The following is an 18,213-nucleotide window of genomic DNA, read 5'->3' on the forward strand; positions in this document are numbered from 1 at the left end:
GTGCTAAGCTCGGAGCCATGTGCGGACGTTTCACACAGACGACAGGAGACCTGCCGGGCCTCGAGACCGTCGCGACGGGCGAGACGGGCGTCGCCTATCCGCCGCGCTTCAACGGAGCGCCCTCTCAAGAGTTCTGGGTCATCCGACGCCACCCCGAAACGGGGGAATACCGCAAGGATCGCTTGATCTGGGGCCTGATCCCGCATTGGACGAAGGATCTCGATGGCGGCCGCAAGTCAATCAACGCAAGGGCGGAGACGATCGCGAGCCTTCCGTCTTTCAAGGGGGCCTACGCCAAGCGCCGCTGCCTGATCGCGATCGACAACTTCTTCGAGTGGAGGGCGATCCAGGGACAGAAGGCCAAGCAACCCTTCGCGATCGCCATGAAAGACGGATCGCCCTTCGCCGTCGCCGGCATCTGGGAGAGCTGGGAGCATCCAGAGACCAAGAAAATCATCCGCACCTTCCTGATCATCACGACCGAGGCCAACGAACTCGTCGCCACGATCCACAACCGGATGCCCGTCATCATCGCACCGGCGGACTATCATCGCTGGCTGAGCCCGCTCGAGCCCGATCCGAATGATCTGATGAAGCCATACCCCTCGGAGCCGATGACGATCTGGCCGATTTCGACGCGCGTCAATTCGCCTGGGAACGACAGTACGGACATTCGCGATCCGGTCGATCCGTGACGCTCACGCGGTCAGCGCGAGATCGAGCTGCTCGGGAGCGGCGACCTGATTGTCGCCGAAGTTTGAAACTGCCACGCCGACGAGGCGCACGCCTTGCGCGGGCGGAAATACCGTCCGCACAAGGTCGAGGCTGACTTGGCGCAGAACGGCCGCAGATGTGATTCGACCCGGCAGAGATTGGCTGCGCGTGGCCTGCCTGAAATCGGCGTATTTGATCTTCACCGTCACGGTGCGGCCAAACGCAGTGGTTTTCTCGCACCACGCCCAGACCTGATCCGCCATCGCGGCCACGCCGGCCTCGATGTCGGCTGGATTCAGGAGATCATTTGAGAAGGTCGTCTCCGATCCAGACGACTTCCGGGGACGGTTCGGCACGACGGGACGGTCATCTTCGCCATTGGCGATCGCGTGATACCAGGGTCCGGACTTTCCAAAGTGCTGCTGCAGAAAAGCCAACGACTGCTTCCGCAGGTCCGCGCCCGTAAAGATGCCGAGTCGATTCATCCTGTCGGCCGTCACCGGCCCAACACCATGAAACTTGCCGATAGGCAAGGCTTCGACGAAGGCGGCGCCCATCACAGGGGTCACGACAAACTGGCCATTGGGTTTGCGATGATCGGACGCGAGCTTGGCGAGGAATTTGTTGTAGGAAATGCCGGCCGACGCGGTAAGCCTCGTCTTCTCGAAAATGCGGGCCCGAATCTCCGACGCCGTCGATGACGCTGTTGGGATGCCCCGAAGATTCTCCGTCACATCGAGATAGGCTTCGTCGAGCGAAAGCGGTTCGATCAACGGCGTATAGTCCGCAAAGATCGCGTGAATTTCGCGCGACACTGCGCGATAGACGTCGAACCTCGGCGGCACGAACACGAGGTCTGGGCATTTGCGTGTCGCCATGCTCGAAGGCATTGCCGAACGCACGCCGAATTTGCGCGCCTCGTAGCTGGCAGCCGCAACCACACCGCGCTTTGCGGCATAGCCGACAGCAACAGGGCGACCTCGTAGCGAGGGATCGTCGTGCTGCTCAACTGACGCGTAGAATGCGTCCATGTCGATGTGGATGATTTTGCGCATGGTTCAACAAAATGGTCGGCGCCGAACTTATCAGAATAAGAACATAAAGGGAACCGTTCGCGCCATTCGGTGGTGTCTCAGTTTGAATTCCCGGGTACGACGTTTGGAAGCTCCGCCTTCGGATAGCCCAACTCAGGTGAAACCCAATTTTGCGCGCTGCCTGCGTGTCACATGCGACTCTATGAAGGGACGATCGACGGCTCGACGTCAGAGTCCGCAAAATGCTCATCGACCTTCTGGCCGAGGCAGCATCGTTCGACGTCATCGAGGCCCACGTCCCGTGACGATTTTACGGTGAGGTTTCGCTTCAGGATCGCGATGTCGGAACGGAGCTGCGGCTTCCCACCCTCTATGACCGCCGGCATAAGGAGATACACACCCGCCTTCTCGTAGTCGGCAAGGAAGCGGCGGAGATTCGTGTCGGTGTCGGGTTGCATGCGGTTGAACCGCGAAAGAACCATAGCCCCGCCAGGCTTGCGGAGTTCAGAAGGATCAGGACTTGAGGTGATCAACACGTTGTAGTGGGCCGGGTTCGCGGCCGACACGTCCCGAACGATTGACAGATAGATCTCGTCCTTGCGGTCGACCTCTCCGAAGCGCTCACGCCAGCGTTCGAAGATCGAGCGTGCCGCGTCGCGATCCGTGAACAGCAAACCGAGCACGGGCGGCACGTCCGGCCCATAGCTGGCATAGATAGTTCCCTTCCACGCAGCTTTGTTCCAGAGATTGTAGTCGATCACCGAGCGCGTCTGGATGTCGCGGTGGTTGCCGCTCTTCCACCAGGCTTTCATCTTCGCCCCGGTCTGCTCGTCCTTCTCGTCAGGATCATCGATCTTTTCGCGGACAATTTTCGGCCGGTCATCGCGGAGTGCGTAACTCGTCCGGACGAGTTCGCTCCGCTCATCGAGGGACGTCAGATCGCGCGAAAACAGGCGGTGATAGCTGTTCGCGGTGATCGAGATCATCGTCACTCGGTCAAACACAGCCTCGTCGCCGGCGAGGCGCTCGATCAGTTCCATGCCGCCATGCCACACACAGCTGGCAGTCATCGTGAGAAGGGACGCTTCGGTGAGGAAGCGGATCGTGTCAGCGGACCGTTCGAATGAAGTGATCGGGAGATCCTTGGGCCAAACGAGCTTCGCCGTCGGTTTGAGCGGATCGATCTCGAACGATGGCGCTGCCGCCTCTGCTGCTTCCACAAGGACGATTTCATAGCGCTCGGTGTGGGGGTGAGTCCGAAGCTCAAAGGCCGTAGCGAAGCAGGCCTCGATCGAAGCGAGGACAGCTTCGGCAACAAGGGTTGCAGTGATCGTTCCCTCGAACGCCACCTCGACCATCATTCCCATGACCGTCGATTGCAAGCGGCGGCGCCCTGGCCGGTTCGTGATGAGCGGGCCGCGAATGTCGTCAGTCACCGGTTGGCTGGCGAGCCTTTTGACCATGGCCTGCACGGCCTCGTCAGACTCCCCGGGCGGCAGCGATCCGTCGGTGCGGAGGTGATCCTCGTAGCCAAGGGCATAGAGCAGCGCGAAGCGCGCGGCGAAGAGCCCGACTGCTTCCAGGATGTCCGGAAGGCCCTCGACCTGGCGCAGTTCCTCCGGCTGGAAGTTGAGGAAGTAGCTCCCGAGCGCCCTGTCGAAGGTCAGAAGCCGGTCCTTGAGAAGTTCCTTTGACTCGTCGGCGAGCGGCAGGGCGTTTAGGCACCCGTTGAGGAGCTGGACGGCTTCGAGAAAGTCCGGTAGGTGGCGCAGCTCAAGCGCCGTCCAAGCCATGAATTCGATCGTCGGGACGATCGCAACATCGATCTCGCTATCCGCCTCGCCCTCGATGGCGATGGACGCCGCCGCAAAAATGGACGTTGCTCGAGACGCCCAGAGCAAGCCCGCGCTCCGGTAGGCCAGACTCAGCAGCTGCAAGGCCTCGATAAGCTTTTCGGCATACTCCTTCTTGGTGAGCTGGCGCGCCGCTTTGCCGAGCAGGCGGATCATCTCGAAGTGATTATTGAAGTCAAGCTTTTGGGCGCGCTTGAGGAGCACTAGCGCGCCCTCTGCCTCGCCGGTGCGCTCGCTCACGAAATCGGCGACTTCTTCGATCAGTGAATTGTAAGCGGGGTCATTGCCGGCCGCGTTTCCAATCGCCTCGATTAGGTAGACGAGGCGTGTTGCTTCGAATTCACCAAGGCCGCGGGCTTGCGCCAGAATTTTGGAGAACTCCGGCAAGATCGGCGGGATTGCATCGCGGTCGCCGGCCAGCATAGCCGCGTTGAGGCGACCTAGGAGCAACAACGTCCGCGCCCAGAGCGCGTTCGTCGGGCGGTCCTTATTCGCCGCGACAGCTTCAAGCCGTGTTTTGAGCCGGCCCGCGCGTGCGTCGAGATCGCATCGCTCGCGCGTGAAGTCGCTGTGGATCACGGCGTTGTAGAGCATCTGAAGGAGGTTGGAGAGGAACTCCAGATTGGCCGCGTGATCGCTGTCGATAACTAACGCCTCGAAGGCGTCGTAGTTGGAATTCAGTTCGTTGTAGTCATCGAACCACCAGACAGCGGTCCAGAGCGCTTCGTAGCGCGCCTCAAGCTTCTGCCTGTAGGCACCGTGCGCATCACCAAGACGGATCGCCCGCTGGAAGCGCCCGTCCGTCTCCGGGCGCGGGCGCTCCAGCGAACGCGAAAGCTTTGCCGCCAGCAGGGCTTCGGTGACGCCTTGGCGTTCCATTCCCGAAAAGCTGTCGGGGTCCGAAAACGACTTCTCGATCGCTTCCAGTTGCCGGTTGCGGGAGTAGTCGGCGGGGCCAAGCCGGCTCGCGTCGGCGATCTCCTGTCCCACGTGGAGATAGTTATAGGCCAGGTCTTTGCGGTCGAATTCGATGACCTGCTGCACGATCCACGAACGATCGTGGATCGTGACTTGGATCCCGTACTTTTGGGTCAGCTCGTCTTCAAGCGCGGCGCGAGCCTTCGCCTTCGCGTACCGGCTCGTGACAAAGATGATGCGCTTGTAGCCGCGCTCCGTCTTCGTGATTCCCTCGACGTCGCTGCGGGCCTTGGCCAGCCATTTCTCTTTGGCGCTGAAAGCGAAAGCCCACTTCTCGTTGCCGGCGTTCGGCTCGCCGACATAGGTGAGGGCCATAATCTCATCCGAGACGGGAACGGTCTCAGAGTCGGCTTTGCTGTCGCCGCCGCCATCGGGGCCGGTCTGCGGCCGCAGGTTTCGGCAGATGGCCCGCTCGCAGAGCTTGCGGCAGAAAATTTCGAAGTCGTGGGTTTGGTTGCGCGAGGTGATCGTGTCGAGGTGGTGGCCGAAAACGGCCCCGTCGAGCAGGTAGGAGGTGAGCTCGGTCGTGTCCGAATAAATTTCGGGCCGAAGCTGGCGCATGAACGCAGAAGGAGTGAGCTTTTCGTTCGCCATATCCCTTTCCGGCGTCCGAGGGCGCGAACATTAATAGAACACGACTCACGCGAGCGCCAGCTTTCTGGAAGGATTGCAACGTCCGCTCTCCTCCCGTTTGCGGAACTCTGAATTGAGACACTACCCGCCGTTCGTCGCCCTAGGACCCCCGCTCGCTAGGCGGCGCGCAGAATAGGAGGCCGCTCTCCGCCGGAAGCAGGGCGCTGGACCTCGGGATTGACAACCGCTCGCCGGGCCGCACCACGCCCCAGCCAACCTTGCAGGGCTCGATTTTCGGCAAGTGAGGCGCCCAATGCCTCAATGGTCGCGCTGCTGATCGCTTGCTGCTGGCGCCGCAGGTGGTCTTCAAGAAGCTTGTGCCGAGTGATGTAGCCGGCGTTCACGCCAGGAATGGAGTGGTTCATCAGGAGCTTGGCGTCGAATTCAGAAACACCTGCAATCGTCGCGATGGTTCTGAAGGTTTGGCGAAGATCGTTGCCCCACTTGGAGAGCTCATTTCGATCTTCTTTTGTCTCGGCGAGATGCCCTGATTCGCTATCGGCTGGGAATACCCATTCCCTCGCCTGCAATGGGTACATTTCCCTGCCGAACCGGATTGCCCGCGCGAGACACAGAATCATCTCGCGCGATAACGGGATATCAAATGCGCGCTTGCTGCCGCCCTTCGGCTTGGTCACGCGCAATGTGCGCCTTCGAAAGTCTATGTGATTAGGCTTGATCGCCTGCAAAGCGGTCGGCCGCGAGCCAGACAGCAACATGAATAGATGGAATTCACGACGCACAGGGTTCTCGAGCGCCCCCAACTCCGAGAACCATCCTCTCAGGTCACCCGCGCCCATCCCGGTGTCGCGGCGCTTCTCCTCGTTCCAATCGACAGCGTCTGCAGGATTGTCGGAGGGAAGCTTTTTGTTCGTCTTTCGCGCGTGATTGTAGATCGCCCGCAAGGTGCGCATCGCCCCGTTCGCGAGATAGGGCCCGTTTTCCTTCGTGACATCGTCGTGCTTTTTCGCCACGCGAGCTGGATCTGCGCCAAGCTCACCCAAAGGGGCGTCAAGCCACTCCGCAAAAATGCGTTCCACATGATCGCGATAGCCGGCGATGGTCTTCTCGCTGCGGTTTTTCCGAACCAGATGGGCTTCCAGATACCGCTGCCACGCCTGCCTGAGTGTGACGTCCGTTGATGCCGTCTTGTTCTCAGCGCTCTCATTTGAGCCGCTGAGCCCGTCTTGCGAGGGCCTCGGGTGCTGCCCCCGACTGATCTGAGCCAAATATTCCTTTGCCGTCGCACGGGCGGTTCGCGTCGACATTTCACTCGTGTCGCCGATCGAGACCCGGATCGACGACGCCCGCTTGCCACCTTTTCTGAGGTCGCCCTGGATGGTGAACGTCCGCTTACGTTTTCCAACGACGACGAAGAAGCCCTTCAATTCGGTGTCGCGAGCCAAATACCAACCATCGTCTGGTGCGGGTAACTGAGCGATCGTTTTATCTGTCAGCAGAATTCGGAGGTCAGCCATATTCGAAGCCCAGGCAAGCTAAAACGGTTTTCAAACGGTTTTGTCGAACTGAGAGGTTTGAGGGTTTCGGTTCGACGTGCCGCGACGCTATGCGACAAGCTTCGACAAACAAAGGGCTTCTTGAGGGGCGTCGCGTTCTGGCGTGCATTCAGAAACGGCGGCGAAGAGCCCAATTCGAACTCTTAATCAGCGGGTCCAAGGTTCGAGCCCTTGTGCGCCCACCATCGAAATCAACGGGTTAGCAGTGTTTTGCCGTTTGGGCGGCCCGTTTTTCAAACGGCGTTTTTCGATGCATTTGCTAACTTGGACAAAAAACGCCGCTGCGCCGGAGAGTGGAAGAGCGCCCAGCGCAGGTTTCATGAGCGCAACATGAATCTACCGAAAAATGTTTCAAGCTCGGCATAGCCGTCGAGCGGGAGAACATTCGCGACATATTGGTCCGGGCGCACGAGCACCATGCATCCCCGGCTGCGATCGATGGCTCTCAGGTCGAAAATGTCGCGGCCGCTCTTCAAGTCGGGACAGAACATCTTTTCGTAGTCACGCAGCCCATAGCGACCTTTCGTGGGCAACAGGAAAGAGGGCATCGCCTCGATCGCAAGCTCGCGATGAGCTTGCTGGAAAATAGCGCGTACGTCGATCACGGAGTCGATATCGGCCCCCTTCGGCGTGTACTGCCCGATGGGAGACTGGGGGGACCGGGCAAGAAACTCGCACAGGGCTCGAAGCCGCGAGGAGGCTCCGGCGGGGTCTTCCGTGGCGGCGAAAGCGAACAGCCGCCAGCGGCCGTCCGCCTTGACCGTATGCCCCAGGTGAACCGGCTTGGCGTCGGCCAATCGGATGACCGGCGCCGAATGAAAGCGCATGCCGATGGTGAGCCCTTTGGCGAGATGCTGGTAGGTCGGCTCGTCTGAGATGATCGACGGGGCGTAGCGGGTTTCCGTGCCCGCCGTGAAGCGACCTTGCTTGACGAAGTAGGTCTGGAACTCCGCAGGATCGATGCCTTTGCCGTCGGCCTTCGCGGGGTCTCGCGGGGCGGCGCTGAACATCTTCGCGAATTTGCGGTCGAAGTCGATCAGCTCCTCAGCGATGCTCTGGCGCTCGTCGGAATAGGTACGCAGAATCCGCGGCGAGCTTTGGCCCCTGAGGACCGACGCTAGTTTCCATCCCAGGTTGAAGCCGTCCTGCATCGAGACGTTCATGCCCTGCCCAGCTTTGGGGCTGTGCGTGTGACAGGCGTCTCCCGCGATGAACACGCGCGGGAGACAATCCTCGGCGCCATCGGGAGTGTCATCGAATTTTTCGCAAAGTCGCTGCCCGATCTCGTAGACCGACCACCACGCGATCTCCTTCACCTCCAATGTGTAGGGATGCAGGATCCGCTGCGCCGCGGCGATCAAACGGTCGGTCGTGATGTTCAGGCTCGTGACCCGCTCGTTCTCGTTGAGCTTATCGAGTTCGATATAGAGGCGGACGAGATAGCCTCCTTCCCGCGGAATGATCAGGAGGCTACCTTCCTCAGCCGATTGAATTGCCGACTTGATGCGAATGTCGGGGAAGTCGGTGACGGCGAGAACGTCCATGACGCCCCAGGCCTGGTTGGCCGAATCCCCGCTGAGCAACCGTCCGAGCGACTTGCGCACGACGCTGCGGGCGCCGTCGCAGCCAACGACATAACGGGCCTTTACCGTTTCGATTTGACCTTCGTGCGCCGGATCGAGCCGTTCGAGAGTAACGGTCACCGGATAAGCCGAATCGCCGTTCCCGGCCTCGCCAGAAGCCGGAGAGATTGTGAGGTCCTGCAGTCTACGCGAGTAGTCCGGCTCCAAACGGGTCGCGGCGTTGCGCATGACGTCGAGATAGAAATCGTGTATCCGCGCCTGGTTGAGGATCACATGCGGGAATTCCGACAACGCGTCCTCGGTGTCCTGGATTCGCCCGCTGCGCGCGATATGCGCGCGCTGCTGATCATCAGGCTTCCAGAACGTTGTCTCGTTGACCCAATAAGCCTCCTTCAACACGCGCTCGCAGAAGCCGAAGGCCTCGAACATCTCCACCGTGCGACAAGCCACGCCATCCGCCTGGCCGAGCGACAGTGGTCCGGATTTCTGTTCGACGATCCGGGTTCTAATGTCGGGAAAGGCGGCGAGTTGCGCCGCCAGGGTCAAACCCGCCGGTCCGCAGCCGACGATCAGCACATCCACGCCCTCCGGAAGCGCGCCAGCGGGCGCCGCCGCGGCGCGCGATCCTGCCGGCTCCGGGATTTCCGGGTTGCCGGTTCTGAACCCGTTGAGATGGAACTGCATCGCGGCTCACTCCTTGTGATTTGTCAGGCCATGGTCACGGGCCGGCTTCAGAAGGCTCCGACCATTACGATTGCCGTCAAATCACTCAACCAGAGGAACGCAATCGGGCGAGCGCATTCGTCCGAGCGGCATGATTGAAGCCGCACCAACGCCCAATCGCGCCTTGAAACGTCTCCTTGCAACAAGGTCACTCCGCGAAGCGTGGAAACAAACGCTCGGCATTGCCCCGATCGATGGCGGCGTGGTCCACGGCGGCCGAGCCGTCGAGCTGGCTCGCATAAAAGCCGCTAACCGCAACCGGCGCAAAGGGGAAATCGGACCCGAAGACAATGCGGACCGGATCCGCGAAAGCGAGCAGAGACGGCAGCGCGAATTTGGAAGTAGCCAGCGCCGAGTCGAGATAGAAACGTCGCAACAGATTCATGCCCTCCCTCGGCTCCCTATTGGGCGAGGCCTGTGCCGCTACTCGAAACGCCGCGTAAGGTAGGAATCCGCCGCCGTGGGAAAGGATGAACTTGATGTCCGGATAGCGGCTCATGGCTCCCGTTGCACAGAGATGGACAGCGGCTCGCACCGTATCGAGCAGGAAGTCCGCGACATAGGCCGGCAATCCAGGGACCGCGCCGCCCGGTAGCTCGGACGGATGAATGAACGCCACGGCTCCGCGTCGATTCAATGCGTCCATCAAGTCGGCAAATCTGGGATCGCCGAGGTAAGTCCCATCAACGTTCGCGTTGAGCACGACCCCGTCGGCGCCCAAGTGGTCGAAAGCATAATTGATGTCCTCTATCGCGCCCTCCATGTTGATCAGCGATGGCGTCGCAAAGAAGCCGAAGCGCCCGGGATACTCCAAGCATACGTTGGCGGCATACTCGTTCAAGCGGCGCGCCATGGCGCGGGCGTCTTCTGGGTCGCCGCACTCCACCCCGGGAGTCGATACCGAGAGGATCGAAGTCGCTATTTCATGCCGTTCCATGAAATCGAGGGCGGCGTCCGCGCTCCAGGCGGGAATCGGAAATCCGCCCGACAAGACGTGCTTGTCCTCAAGCCATTTCGCGTAGAATTCAGGGACGATATGCGAGTGGGTGTCGATCCGGCGTCCGCGCGACATGCAACTCACTCCGTTGTACTATGGGCTCTGTCCCGATCAGCCGCGTCCGGGCGTGTCGAAGCCGGGCCTCATGCCGCCGACAATCAGCCTTGCCTCGATTTCGCGTGCGGCCGCGAGCAAGGACGGCAGGTGCTGGTCGAGGTCCGGTTTCGCGATCGGTTTGGGCGAAAACCAGTTGATGTTGATGGCGGCGGCGACGCGCCCTTCACGATCTCGCACCGGAACAGCAATTCCGACGACACCCGAGATGAACTCGCCGTTGTTGATCGCATACCCTTGCTTGCGAACCTTCGCGACCTCTCTCTCGAGCGACTGAGCGCTGACGAGCGTCGTCGGGGTGCGTTGTGTCCGCTCCACACGCGTCAAAAACTCCTCGAACGCTTCGGGCGAAAGACCCGAGAGAAGACACTTACCGAGCGATCCCGCGTAAGCGGGTCGGCGTGCGCCGACAGCGATGAAAAACCCGTGCATCTTTTCGTCGTAAATGCTCGCGACAAACAATGTACTGTCATCGTCGAGCACCGCGAAATGCGCCGATGTCCGCGTTTTGTCGGCGAGGTCCTTGAGGATCGGTTCGACATGGACCTCGATGCGCGCGGCCGAGATGTATGCGTAGCCAAGATCCAGAACCCGTGGACGCAGAAAGAAATAGTCGCCTTCGGACGCAAGGTAGCCCAGTTCGCGCAATGTAAAGAGAAATCGCCGTGCTGCTGCCCGCGTAAGGCCGGTCCGCTCGGAGACCTCGGTTATGCGAAGTCGTGCGGCTTCGTGTCCGAAGGCCCGAATGACCGTCAATCCTCGTGCAAGCGATTCTGAGAACCAATTAGGCTGACTTGGCATGCCCTCAACGCTCACTGATAGTAGGATGGAAAAGCTGCAGCATTACGTCCGCGCGCCCATGTTGAAGGAGCGCGTCAATTTGGTTCAACAGGCTGAGTTTTCGCTGCACGATGCCCCGATCGCCCCGACTGGTGATCCGTTTGCCAACGATCTCGACCTCGACATGTACGGTCTCGCCGATGAAGAGCGGCGCCGCGAACGTCCAATCCTGGAGTCCCAAGGCTCCAACGATCGGCTCGACAAAATGAATAATTCGATCCTGCGATGCCCATCGCCAGGGCGATTCCGAAGGTTCCATGCGTCACGCGTTTGCCCATCGAAGATTGACTTGCATATACCTCGTCCGAATGAATCGGATGCCAGTCGCCTACCAGCATCATGAAGAGACCGTGATCGGTTTCCGTGAGCGTCCGCCCCGGTCCTATAAAGCGTTGTCCGATCTCTAGGTCGGCAAATTTGATAACATTCACGGGAATGCGTCCAAGTCCGTTGGGCCTTCAGGAGACCTGATGGTCGCGCCCGCTCCAATACGGAGCACGCAGCGTTTTTTTGTCGATCTTGCCGTTGAAAAGGCGCGGAAGCTCACTGAAAAAGTCCACGCTGCGCGGCTTCTTGTAGCTCGCCAAATTCGCCCGGCAGTATTCAATCACGGCGTCGCCCTCGAGCGAGCGACCGTGACGCAACACTACGCACGCCTTCACCGCTTCGCCCCACTCCGCGTCGGGAACGGCGATGACCGCGGCTTCAGCAATTGAGGGATGGGCGCGGAGCACCTCTTCAACTTCCCAGGAATGAATGTTCTCGCCGCCGGATATGATCATATCCTTCTTGCGGTCCACAACGTAGAGATATCCCTCATCGTCAAGTTTCCCGAGATCCTGAGTCGCATACCATCCGTCCTGTAAGGCGTCGACGGTCGCGGAGGTTTTGTTCCAGTACCCGAGCATCAAAGTGGGTGAGCGGATCAATATCTCCCCCACCTCGTCGCGGCCGCACGAGGTTCCATCCTCGCGAACGATCCGCACTTCATTTCCGAAGCATGGCTGCCCCGCCGAACTGAGGCGCCGTTGGTCGGATTCGCTGCCATCGGGGCGATGCTGGTGCGCCTTGAGCGTGCTCCCCATGATACACTCGGTCATGCCGTAAACCTGAACGAAGATAGGTCCAAATCGGTCGAGCGCCCGCCGCAGCACAGGAGCGGGCATCGGAGCTGACGCGTAGTGCACCAGCCTGAGAGAGCTGAGATCATAGGAGCGTCTCGACGTCTCCAGGGCGTCCAACAGGCGTTGGATCATAATAGGAGCGAAATGGGCAGCGGAAATTCGCTCGCGTTCGATTGTTTCCAATATCTCTATCGGATCGAACGTGGATCTGAGAATGATGGCGCCGCCGAGAAAACTGAAGCCCATTTGCTCGAGCTTGCCGCCGAGATGGAAGAACGGCATGACGATCAATGCCCGCTCCGTGGGTTGGACGCCTCCTTCGTGCGAGGAAATGCGGACGGCCTCGACAAAGGCTCTATGGGTGAGCATGACTCCCTTGGGGCCGCCGGTTGTTCCGCTCGTGTACATGAGATGAGCGATGTGATGAGGTTTCGAGTACAGCGTAGGCGACTCCGGTGAAGCCGCCTGGACCAATGCTTCGTAGGAATCCTCGCCTGACTGCGCCTCGTCTATCCGCACTAGTACGCGCAGATCGGAAACGGCTGCCTGAACGGCCTTCGCGATTCCCGCAAACTCTTCGGCGAAGATGAGACAACTCGGCTGACAATCCAAGCAGATGCGAACCAATTCGGGCTCGGATAGACGAACATTCAAATTGACAAGAATGAATCCGACGACCTCCGCGGCGCCGAACGCCTCCATGTACTCGGCGCAGTTTCGGGCGAGCACCGCCACACGGTCCTGCTGCCGGAGGCCCTTGTCCGACAGCGCATTGGCCAGACGATAGATGCGCACGGTGTGTTCGGCGTATGTGTATGATCGACGCCCGTAAACCAAGGCTGGGCGGGGGCCGTGGATAATGCCGGCGCGCCTGATGAGATCGCCAAGTGTCTGCATTTGTCTGTCTCCGTCGCGATCGATGGCGGGATTGTTCGAGGCCGGCGCGATTTTGCGCAGAGCCGCTTATTTGTTGGAGACGAGGGGGCAGCCCCCCTCTTGCATCGTCAGGAACGCCTTTTCTCCGGGAACGGTCTCATAGAGTTTGAGATAGTCCCAGGGGTATTTCGACTCTTCGGGTGATTTGACTTCGAATACGTAGACATTGTGAATCGTGCGGCCATCGGCGCGTACGTAACCCTTGCCAAACAGTGGGTCGTCTGTCGGCAATTCCTTCATCTTATCGACGACCTTCTTCCCGTCATCAGCGCCGCCGAGCGCGTCGACGGCCTTGAGGTAATGCAGCACCGCCCCGTAATTCCCCGCCTGGATCATCGTAGGCATTCTGCCGTTGTTTTGTGCCGCCCACCTCTTGCTGAAGGCTCGCGTCCCCTCGTTGATATCCCAGTAGAACGGCAGGCTGAGGAGAAGACCGTGCGTCGCCTGCAATCCGACGGCATTCACGTCGGTGATAAGCGCCGCAAGTCCGACGATCACCATCGTGTTGGTCAAACCGAATTCGTTGGCCTGCTTGATCGACACCGTCGTATCCGCGCCTCCGTTCGCGAGCGCGAGCACGTTTGCGGACGACGCCTGCGCCTCCAGCAGAAAGGACGAGAAATCCATCGTGTTGAGCGGGTGCCGGACCGAGCCGACCACCTCGCCGCCGTTAGCGAGCACGGCATTCGTCGCCTCTTTTTGCAGGCTGGCGCCGAATGTGTAACTGGCGGTCAGAAAGAACCATTTGTTATGTCCGCGCTTCACCAAGGCAATGGCCAGAGGCGCGGACTGGGAGTGGGTATCGTAGGTCCACTGCACCGTGTTTGGCGAACATTGCGCGCCCGTTAGGGCGATATCGCCGCCGGCAGACACGAGAATTGCCTTGTTACGATCGCGAGCGATCTGACTGACCGCTAGCGCAACTGACGAATTCCCAAGATCGGCGATCGCGTCTACGCCCTCTGTGTCGAACCATTTGCGAGCGATGCCGGCGCCGATGTCCGCTTTGTTCTGATGGTCCGCAAAGATCACTTCGATCTTTTTGCCGGCGGCCTTTCCCCCGAAATCGTCCACGGCCATCTGAGCAGCCGTCACCGACCCGTGGCCACTCGAGTCAGCGAAAACGCCGGTCTCGTCGTTGAGGACGCCGATCTTGATCGTGTCGCCCGACGCTAGAGCCACGCTCGGGATGACGAAGGACGCAATTATGCAAAGCATCGACAAGATTCGCGCCGCCATACCTCGTTCCTCCCATGTGCGATAATCGCACATATGTTCAGAAATAAAGTGTGCGCCTTGTTTCCAACAGCGTCAAGGAGACCGATCTTGCCAGGAGCGCTCGGCCTTGAGTGTGAAGCGGCTCCACGTGTTGACCACATTCAACCCAATTTCGTCGGAAGCTTCGCGCGCCGATTTACACAAAGGCCTTCAGCCCCGTCCCCGTAGTCCGTGTCCTTGGCGACGCGGCTTTCGCAGATGAGAGTCGGATGGTCTATCCGGCGTCAATATCGATTCGGAATTCGCGATATAACGGGATTGAGCAGCGCTATTGGGTATCCACTATGTGCAACTGATCTCATCGCAAACAAGCAGGACGAAGATGCCCCCGATACAGGCGCCGGTTAGATTCTTCGTTTTTGCAAATCATCGTTCCTGAACAACATTTATTCGTTGAGTATATTGATCCACAACAACCCGTCTCGGCATCCTTCTTCACGCTCAATCACGGACCATCGTTCTAACGCAGCGATTGAACGTGATCGGGCTTCGCTAGCAAGCGCGCTGCCCCACTTCGTGGCCGGCCCGCTGTCGGCGCAACCTTGCGGTCAATACCGACATCAGTGCTTTGTCAGTGGAATCACGCGCAATTGCAGCGGCAGGAGTTGGATTTGCCATCGCGATCGCACCAATCCCCAAAGCCCTCTTGGCGCTAGTAGCATGACAAGAATCGCGACCGCTCCAAGAACCATCAAGTATGTCGGCCCAAGATTGGCGAGGGTTTCGCGCAGCAAGAAGTATATCAGAGCGCCGAGGATCGGACCTTCGAAGGAGCCGAGGCCGCCGATCACGACCATGAAGATTACGAGCGCCGTCCAGTCGTTGACGCTAAACGCTGCGTCGGGAGAAATGCGCAGACGCTGCAGGAAAATCAGGGCGCCAATCATCGCCGTGCCGAACGCCGTCGCCACATAGACGATGAGCTTGGTGCGGCCGACATTGACGCCGTTGCTGCGGGCCGCGAGTTCGTTGTCCCGGATGGCCGTCAAGGCAAGGCCCGTCCGCGAGCGCAGCGCCAGGAAGATGATGACGAGAATCCCAAGGAGCAGCGCCAGGGCCGTCCAATAGACGGCGACGAATCGATCGTGCGGGGCGCGCCCGACCGATTGGGCGATGCGTGCAGGCAGGCTCATCCCGGAACCGCCGCCGAGTGGGGTGAGCAGGATCGCCGACAGGCGAAAAACTTCCGCAACCACCCAGGAGCCAATCGCAAAATACGCGCCGCGCAATCGGAACAGCAGGCCGGCGATCGGGATGGACAAAAGCGCCGCCGCCAGACCCACGATCGGCACGCAAAGCAGGGGGGGAATGCCGGCCTTTGCTGACAGGGCGAAGAGACCATACCCGCCCAAGCCGACAAATGCCTGCTGGCCGACGGATACGAGGCCGGCATAGCCGGCGAGAAAATTCCACAAGCAAGCTAGCGCGACATAAAGAAAGATGTCGATGAGGAGGCGCAGCGCGTCGGTCGTCGCCCAAAGAGGCGCCGACAAGAGTCCGGCGACCAGGCTTGCGATGAAGACGAGACCCAGGCGGGTCGACGGCGTGGCGCGCACGATCGTCAGCGCGGCGACGGTCATGCGACCCTCCCGAACAGGCCCTGCGGGCGAAAGGCCAACACCAGCAAGAAGGCGAGATGGCCGGCCAGAATCTGTAGGCCCGGATCAATCGTTGCGGCGATGGCCTGCACGACGCCGAGAATGACGCCGCCGACAAGCGTGCCCCAAAAACTGCTGAGGCCGCCGATAATGACCGCCTCAAAGCCGAAGATGAGCCGGGTTGGTCCAGTTGCCGGATCGAAATTGGCGCGAATGGCGAGGAGGACGCCGGCCAGGGCGACGACCGCCAGAGACAGCGCCATCGCGAGACCAAAGATATGTCGGTTGTTGAGGCCCATCAGTTGCGCGATCCGTGGGTCGTCTGAGACGGCGCGAAAGCTACGTCCAATCGCGGTACGAAACATCAAAGCCTGAAGGCCGCCTATGACCAGAACGGCGAGGACGAACTGAAGCAGCGGCAGCACGCCGACGTTGATCGCGTCGCTGAATTTGATGGTGGCGACCTCGATCGGTCCGGCGAGTAACCGACGATTGTCGGCGGAGAAGAGTTCCAGCAACCCGTTCTGGATAATGACCGACAGCCCGAAGGAGACCAGCAGCGGCGGCAGCAGATCATTGCCAATCGTGCGGTTGAACAGGCCGCGCTGCAGGATGTATCCGATCAACCCCATGATCGGAACAACGAACACAAGCGATACGAGAGGATTGAGCCCGAGCGACTGCGTGACGATCAGCGCGACATAGGCAGAAAGCACAATCAGATCGCCGTGCGCGATGTTGACGAGTTTCATCACGCCGAAGATCAGCGCAAGCCCGACCGCGAACATCGCATAGAGACCGCCGATCAAGATTCCCTGAATGATCGTGTTGATCCAATCGGCCATCCTCAGACTCCGAAATAAGCGGCGGCGATCGATTCGCGCGTCAGCGATCTGGCTGCGCCGTGCAGAACGATGCGGCCCTCGAGCATGCAGTAAAGGTGGCCGGCGATCTTCAACGCCTGCTGGATATCCTGCTCGACGATGATCGCCGCCACGCCGTCGGCGATGATGGCGCGCAGATGCGCATAGATGTCGCGCACCACGATTGGAGCGAGCCCGAGGCTGAGTTCGTCGCATAACAGGACGCGAGGGTTCGACATCAACGCTCTTCCGATCGCGACCATCTGCTGCTGGCCGCCCGATAGCGCGGTCGCCGGATGATGGCGGCGTTCGGCAAGCGTGGGAAACAGTTCGTAGATTCGCGCCAGCTTCCACGGGCCCGGCCGTTTCATGTGACCGCCGATGACCAGGTTTTCCTCGACGCTGAGCGAGGGAAAGAGGCGCCGCCCTTCCGGCACGAGCGCAATCCCCTGGGCGACGATCTGATACGGCGCCTTGCCGCCGATGCGTTCGCCGGCGAGCTCAATCGCCTCCGGTCTCGTCGCCATCAACCCCGCGATGGAGTTCAGAAGCGTGCTCTTGCCGGCGCCGTTGGCGCCGACGATCGCGACGACTTGACCCGTCTTGAGCTCCAGATCGAGGCCATAGAGAGCCTGAAAGTCGCCGTAGAACGCCTCGAGCTGGCGAACCTTGAGCAGCGGGGCGTCAAGCATCCGCTTCGATCCCCATATAGATCTCGGCGACTTTTGGGCTTTTGATCACGTCATGGGGATCGCCGTCGGCGATGAATCGTCCCTGATAGAGGACGACCGCCCGCGCGACGACCGACAGCAGCGCGTGAAGCACGTGCTCGATCCAGACGATGGTGACGCCGGCCGCATGCACCTGTTTGATCAGAGCGACGAGATCCCGGCATTCATGCTCGGTCAGGCCCCCGGCGATTTCGTCGAGCAGCAACAGGCGCGGATCGGTCGCCAGAGCTCTGGCGAGTTCGAGCCGCTTGCGGTTGAGCAACGTGAGCCGGCCCGCCGCCTCGTTGGCCTGATCGGCAAGGCCGCACTGCTCGAGGATATTCAGGCTGCGCCGATGCGCCTCCCGTTGCGAAACATTGGCGCCAAAGCACGCGGCGACCGCGAGGTTTTCGAAAACCGTCATGTCGCCAAACGGCTGAGGCACCTGGAAAGCCCGAGCAATGCCCAGCTGACAGCGGCGCTCCGGCGTCAGACCGGCGATGTCCCGGCCTTCGTATTCGATCCGGCCGCCGCCAGGCGTCAGCGTGCCGGTGATCAGGCCGAGCAGCGTCGTTTTGCCGGCGCCGTTCGGGCCGAGGATGCCGACCGCCTCGCCTTGTTCGACGACGAGGTCGAGTTCATTGGCGATGACGATCGCGCCGAACGATTTCGATACTTTACGAAGGGCGAGAACGACGGGCATTCGGCGATGATGTCC

14 protein-coding genes and 1 pseudogene are annotated in these 18,213 nt (G+C 60.4%); 1 reads left to right on the forward strand and 14 read right to left on the reverse strand.

Features of this window, described 5'->3' with window-relative positions:
* The first annotated feature begins 17 nt into the window (after positions 1–17).
* On the forward strand, positions 18–695 hold the full coding sequence (locus tag GSQ90_RS13905) for an SOS response-associated peptidase (RefSeq protein WP_158815422.1): 678 nt from the start codon (positions 18–20) through the stop codon (positions 693–695).
* A 3-nt stretch (positions 696–698) separates the two neighbouring features.
* On the opposite strand, the gene dinB is transcribed toward GSQ90_RS13905, so the two are convergent.
* From dinB to GSQ90_RS13970, 14 genes and pseudogenes are all read right to left on the reverse strand, one after another.
* Positions 699–1,769, reverse strand: coding sequence for a DNA polymerase IV (dinB, locus tag GSQ90_RS13910; RefSeq protein WP_158815423.1), 1,071 nt, complete (start codon positions 1,767–1,769; stop codon positions 699–701).
* 179 nt (positions 1,770–1,948) lie between these two features.
* Positions 1,949–5,173 (reverse strand): hypothetical protein, encoded by a 3,225-nt coding sequence (locus GSQ90_RS13915; protein ID WP_210254897.1) that lies wholly within the window; start codon positions 5,171–5,173, stop codon positions 1,949–1,951.
* 155 nt (positions 5,174–5,328) lie between these two features.
* Complete coding sequence (locus GSQ90_RS13920) at positions 5,329–6,690, reverse strand: integrase arm-type DNA-binding domain-containing protein (RefSeq protein ID WP_158815424.1); 1,362 nt, start codon at positions 6,688–6,690, stop codon at positions 5,329–5,331.
* Between the two features lie 356 nt (positions 6,691–7,046).
* Positions 7,047–8,996 (reverse strand): FAD-binding monooxygenase, encoded by a 1,950-nt coding sequence (locus tag GSQ90_RS13925; protein ID WP_158815425.1) that lies wholly within the window; start codon positions 8,994–8,996, stop codon positions 7,047–7,049.
* A 187-nt stretch (positions 8,997–9,183) separates the two neighbouring features.
* Positions 9,184–10,107: an amidohydrolase family protein gene (locus GSQ90_RS13930; protein ID WP_158815426.1), complete on the reverse strand. Its 924-nt coding sequence runs from the start codon at positions 10,105–10,107 to the stop codon at positions 9,184–9,186.
* Between the two features lie 36 nt (positions 10,108–10,143).
* Positions 10,144–10,947, reverse strand: coding sequence for an IclR family transcriptional regulator C-terminal domain-containing protein (locus GSQ90_RS13935; RefSeq protein WP_256366602.1), 804 nt, complete (start codon positions 10,945–10,947; stop codon positions 10,144–10,146).
* 4 nt (positions 10,948–10,951) lie between these two features.
* Positions 10,952–11,245 carry a hypothetical protein gene (locus GSQ90_RS32405; RefSeq protein ID WP_246731598.1) on the reverse strand — a complete coding sequence of 98 codons (294 nt, stop codon included), beginning with the start codon at positions 11,243–11,245 and terminating at the stop codon, positions 10,952–10,954.
* Positions 11,246–11,270: 25 nt separating this feature from the next.
* Positions 11,271–11,327 (reverse strand): annotated as a pseudogene (locus GSQ90_RS32855) (hypothetical protein); the annotation flags it as partial.
* Positions 11,328–11,444: 117 nt separating this feature from the next.
* Positions 11,445–13,007 (reverse strand): class I adenylate-forming enzyme family protein, encoded by a 1,563-nt coding sequence (locus GSQ90_RS13945; protein ID WP_158815429.1) that lies wholly within the window; start codon positions 13,005–13,007, stop codon positions 11,445–11,447.
* 66 nt (positions 13,008–13,073) lie between these two features.
* Positions 13,074–14,285: an ABC transporter substrate-binding protein gene (locus GSQ90_RS13950; protein WP_158815430.1), complete on the reverse strand. Its 1,212-nt coding sequence runs from the start codon at positions 14,283–14,285 to the stop codon at positions 13,074–13,076.
* 599 nt (positions 14,286–14,884) lie between these two features.
* The gene (locus GSQ90_RS13955; RefSeq protein WP_158815431.1) at positions 14,885–15,904 is read right to left on the reverse strand and encodes a branched-chain amino acid ABC transporter permease; all 1,020 of its coding nucleotides are present in this window, start codon (positions 15,902–15,904) and stop codon (positions 14,885–14,887) included.
* Positions 15,901–16,767: a branched-chain amino acid ABC transporter permease gene (locus GSQ90_RS13960; protein WP_158815432.1), complete on the reverse strand. Its 867-nt coding sequence runs from the start codon at positions 16,765–16,767 to the stop codon at positions 15,901–15,903. The genes GSQ90_RS13955 and GSQ90_RS13960 overlap by 4 nt, the downstream gene beginning before the upstream one ends.
* 2 nt (positions 16,768–16,769) lie before the next feature.
* Complete coding sequence (locus GSQ90_RS13965; RefSeq protein WP_158815433.1) at positions 16,770–17,477, reverse strand: ABC transporter ATP-binding protein; 708 nt, start codon at positions 17,475–17,477, stop codon at positions 16,770–16,772.
* Positions 17,470–18,198, reverse strand: coding sequence for an ABC transporter ATP-binding protein (locus tag GSQ90_RS13970; RefSeq protein WP_158815434.1), 729 nt, complete (start codon positions 18,196–18,198; stop codon positions 17,470–17,472). Before GSQ90_RS13970 ends, GSQ90_RS13965 begins: the two co-directional genes overlap by 8 nt.
* Positions 18,199–18,213 lie beyond the last annotated feature (15 nt).

Origin of the sequence: Methylocapsa sp. S129, from assembly GCF_009765995.1 — a bacterium.
Taxonomy (GTDB): Bacteria; Pseudomonadota; Alphaproteobacteria; order Rhizobiales; family Beijerinckiaceae; genus Roseiarcus.

Bases quoted from the DNA above. Each gene is read 5' to 3' on its own strand.
- GSQ90_RS13905 (WP_158815422.1), top strand. From the start codon at position 18: ATGTGCGGACGTTTCACACAGACGACAGGAGACCTGCCGGGCCTCGAG.
- dinB (WP_158815423.1), bottom strand. From the start codon at position 1,769: ATGCGCAAAATCATCCACATCGACATGGACGCATTCTACGCGTCAGTT.
- GSQ90_RS13915 (WP_210254897.1), bottom strand. From the start codon at position 5,173: ATGGCGAACGAAAAGCTCACTCCTTCTGCGTTCATGCGCCAGCTTCGG.
- GSQ90_RS13920 (WP_158815424.1), bottom strand. From the start codon at position 6,690: ATGGCTGACCTCCGAATTCTGCTGACAGATAAAACGATCGCTCAGTTA.
- GSQ90_RS13925 (WP_158815425.1), bottom strand. From the start codon at position 8,996: ATGCAGTTCCATCTCAACGGGTTCAGAACCGGCAACCCGGAAATCCCG.
- GSQ90_RS13930 (WP_158815426.1), bottom strand. From the start codon at position 10,107: ATGTCGCGCGGACGCCGGATCGACACCCACTCGCATATCGTCCCTGAA.
- GSQ90_RS13935 (WP_256366602.1), bottom strand. From the start codon at position 10,947: ATGCCAAGTCAGCCTAATTGGTTCTCAGAATCGCTTGCACGAGGATTG.
- GSQ90_RS32405 (WP_246731598.1), bottom strand. From the start codon at position 11,245: ATGGAACCTTCGGAATCGCCCTGGCGATGGGCATCGCAGGATCGAATT.
- GSQ90_RS13945 (WP_158815429.1), bottom strand. From the start codon at position 13,007: ATGCAGACACTTGGCGATCTCATCAGGCGCGCCGGCATTATCCACGGC.
- GSQ90_RS13950 (WP_158815430.1), bottom strand. From the start codon at position 14,285: ATGGCGGCGCGAATCTTGTCGATGCTTTGCATAATTGCGTCCTTCGTC.
- GSQ90_RS13955 (WP_158815431.1), bottom strand. From the start codon at position 15,904: ATGACCGTCGCCGCGCTGACGATCGTGCGCGCCACGCCGTCGACCCGC.
- GSQ90_RS13960 (WP_158815432.1), bottom strand. From the start codon at position 16,767: ATGGCCGATTGGATCAACACGATCATTCAGGGAATCTTGATCGGCGGT.
- GSQ90_RS13965 (WP_158815433.1), bottom strand. From the start codon at position 17,477: ATGCTTGACGCCCCGCTGCTCAAGGTTCGCCAGCTCGAGGCGTTCTAC.
- GSQ90_RS13970 (WP_158815434.1), bottom strand. From the start codon at position 18,198: ATGCCCGTCGTTCTCGCCCTTCGTAAAGTATCGAAATCGTTCGGCGCG.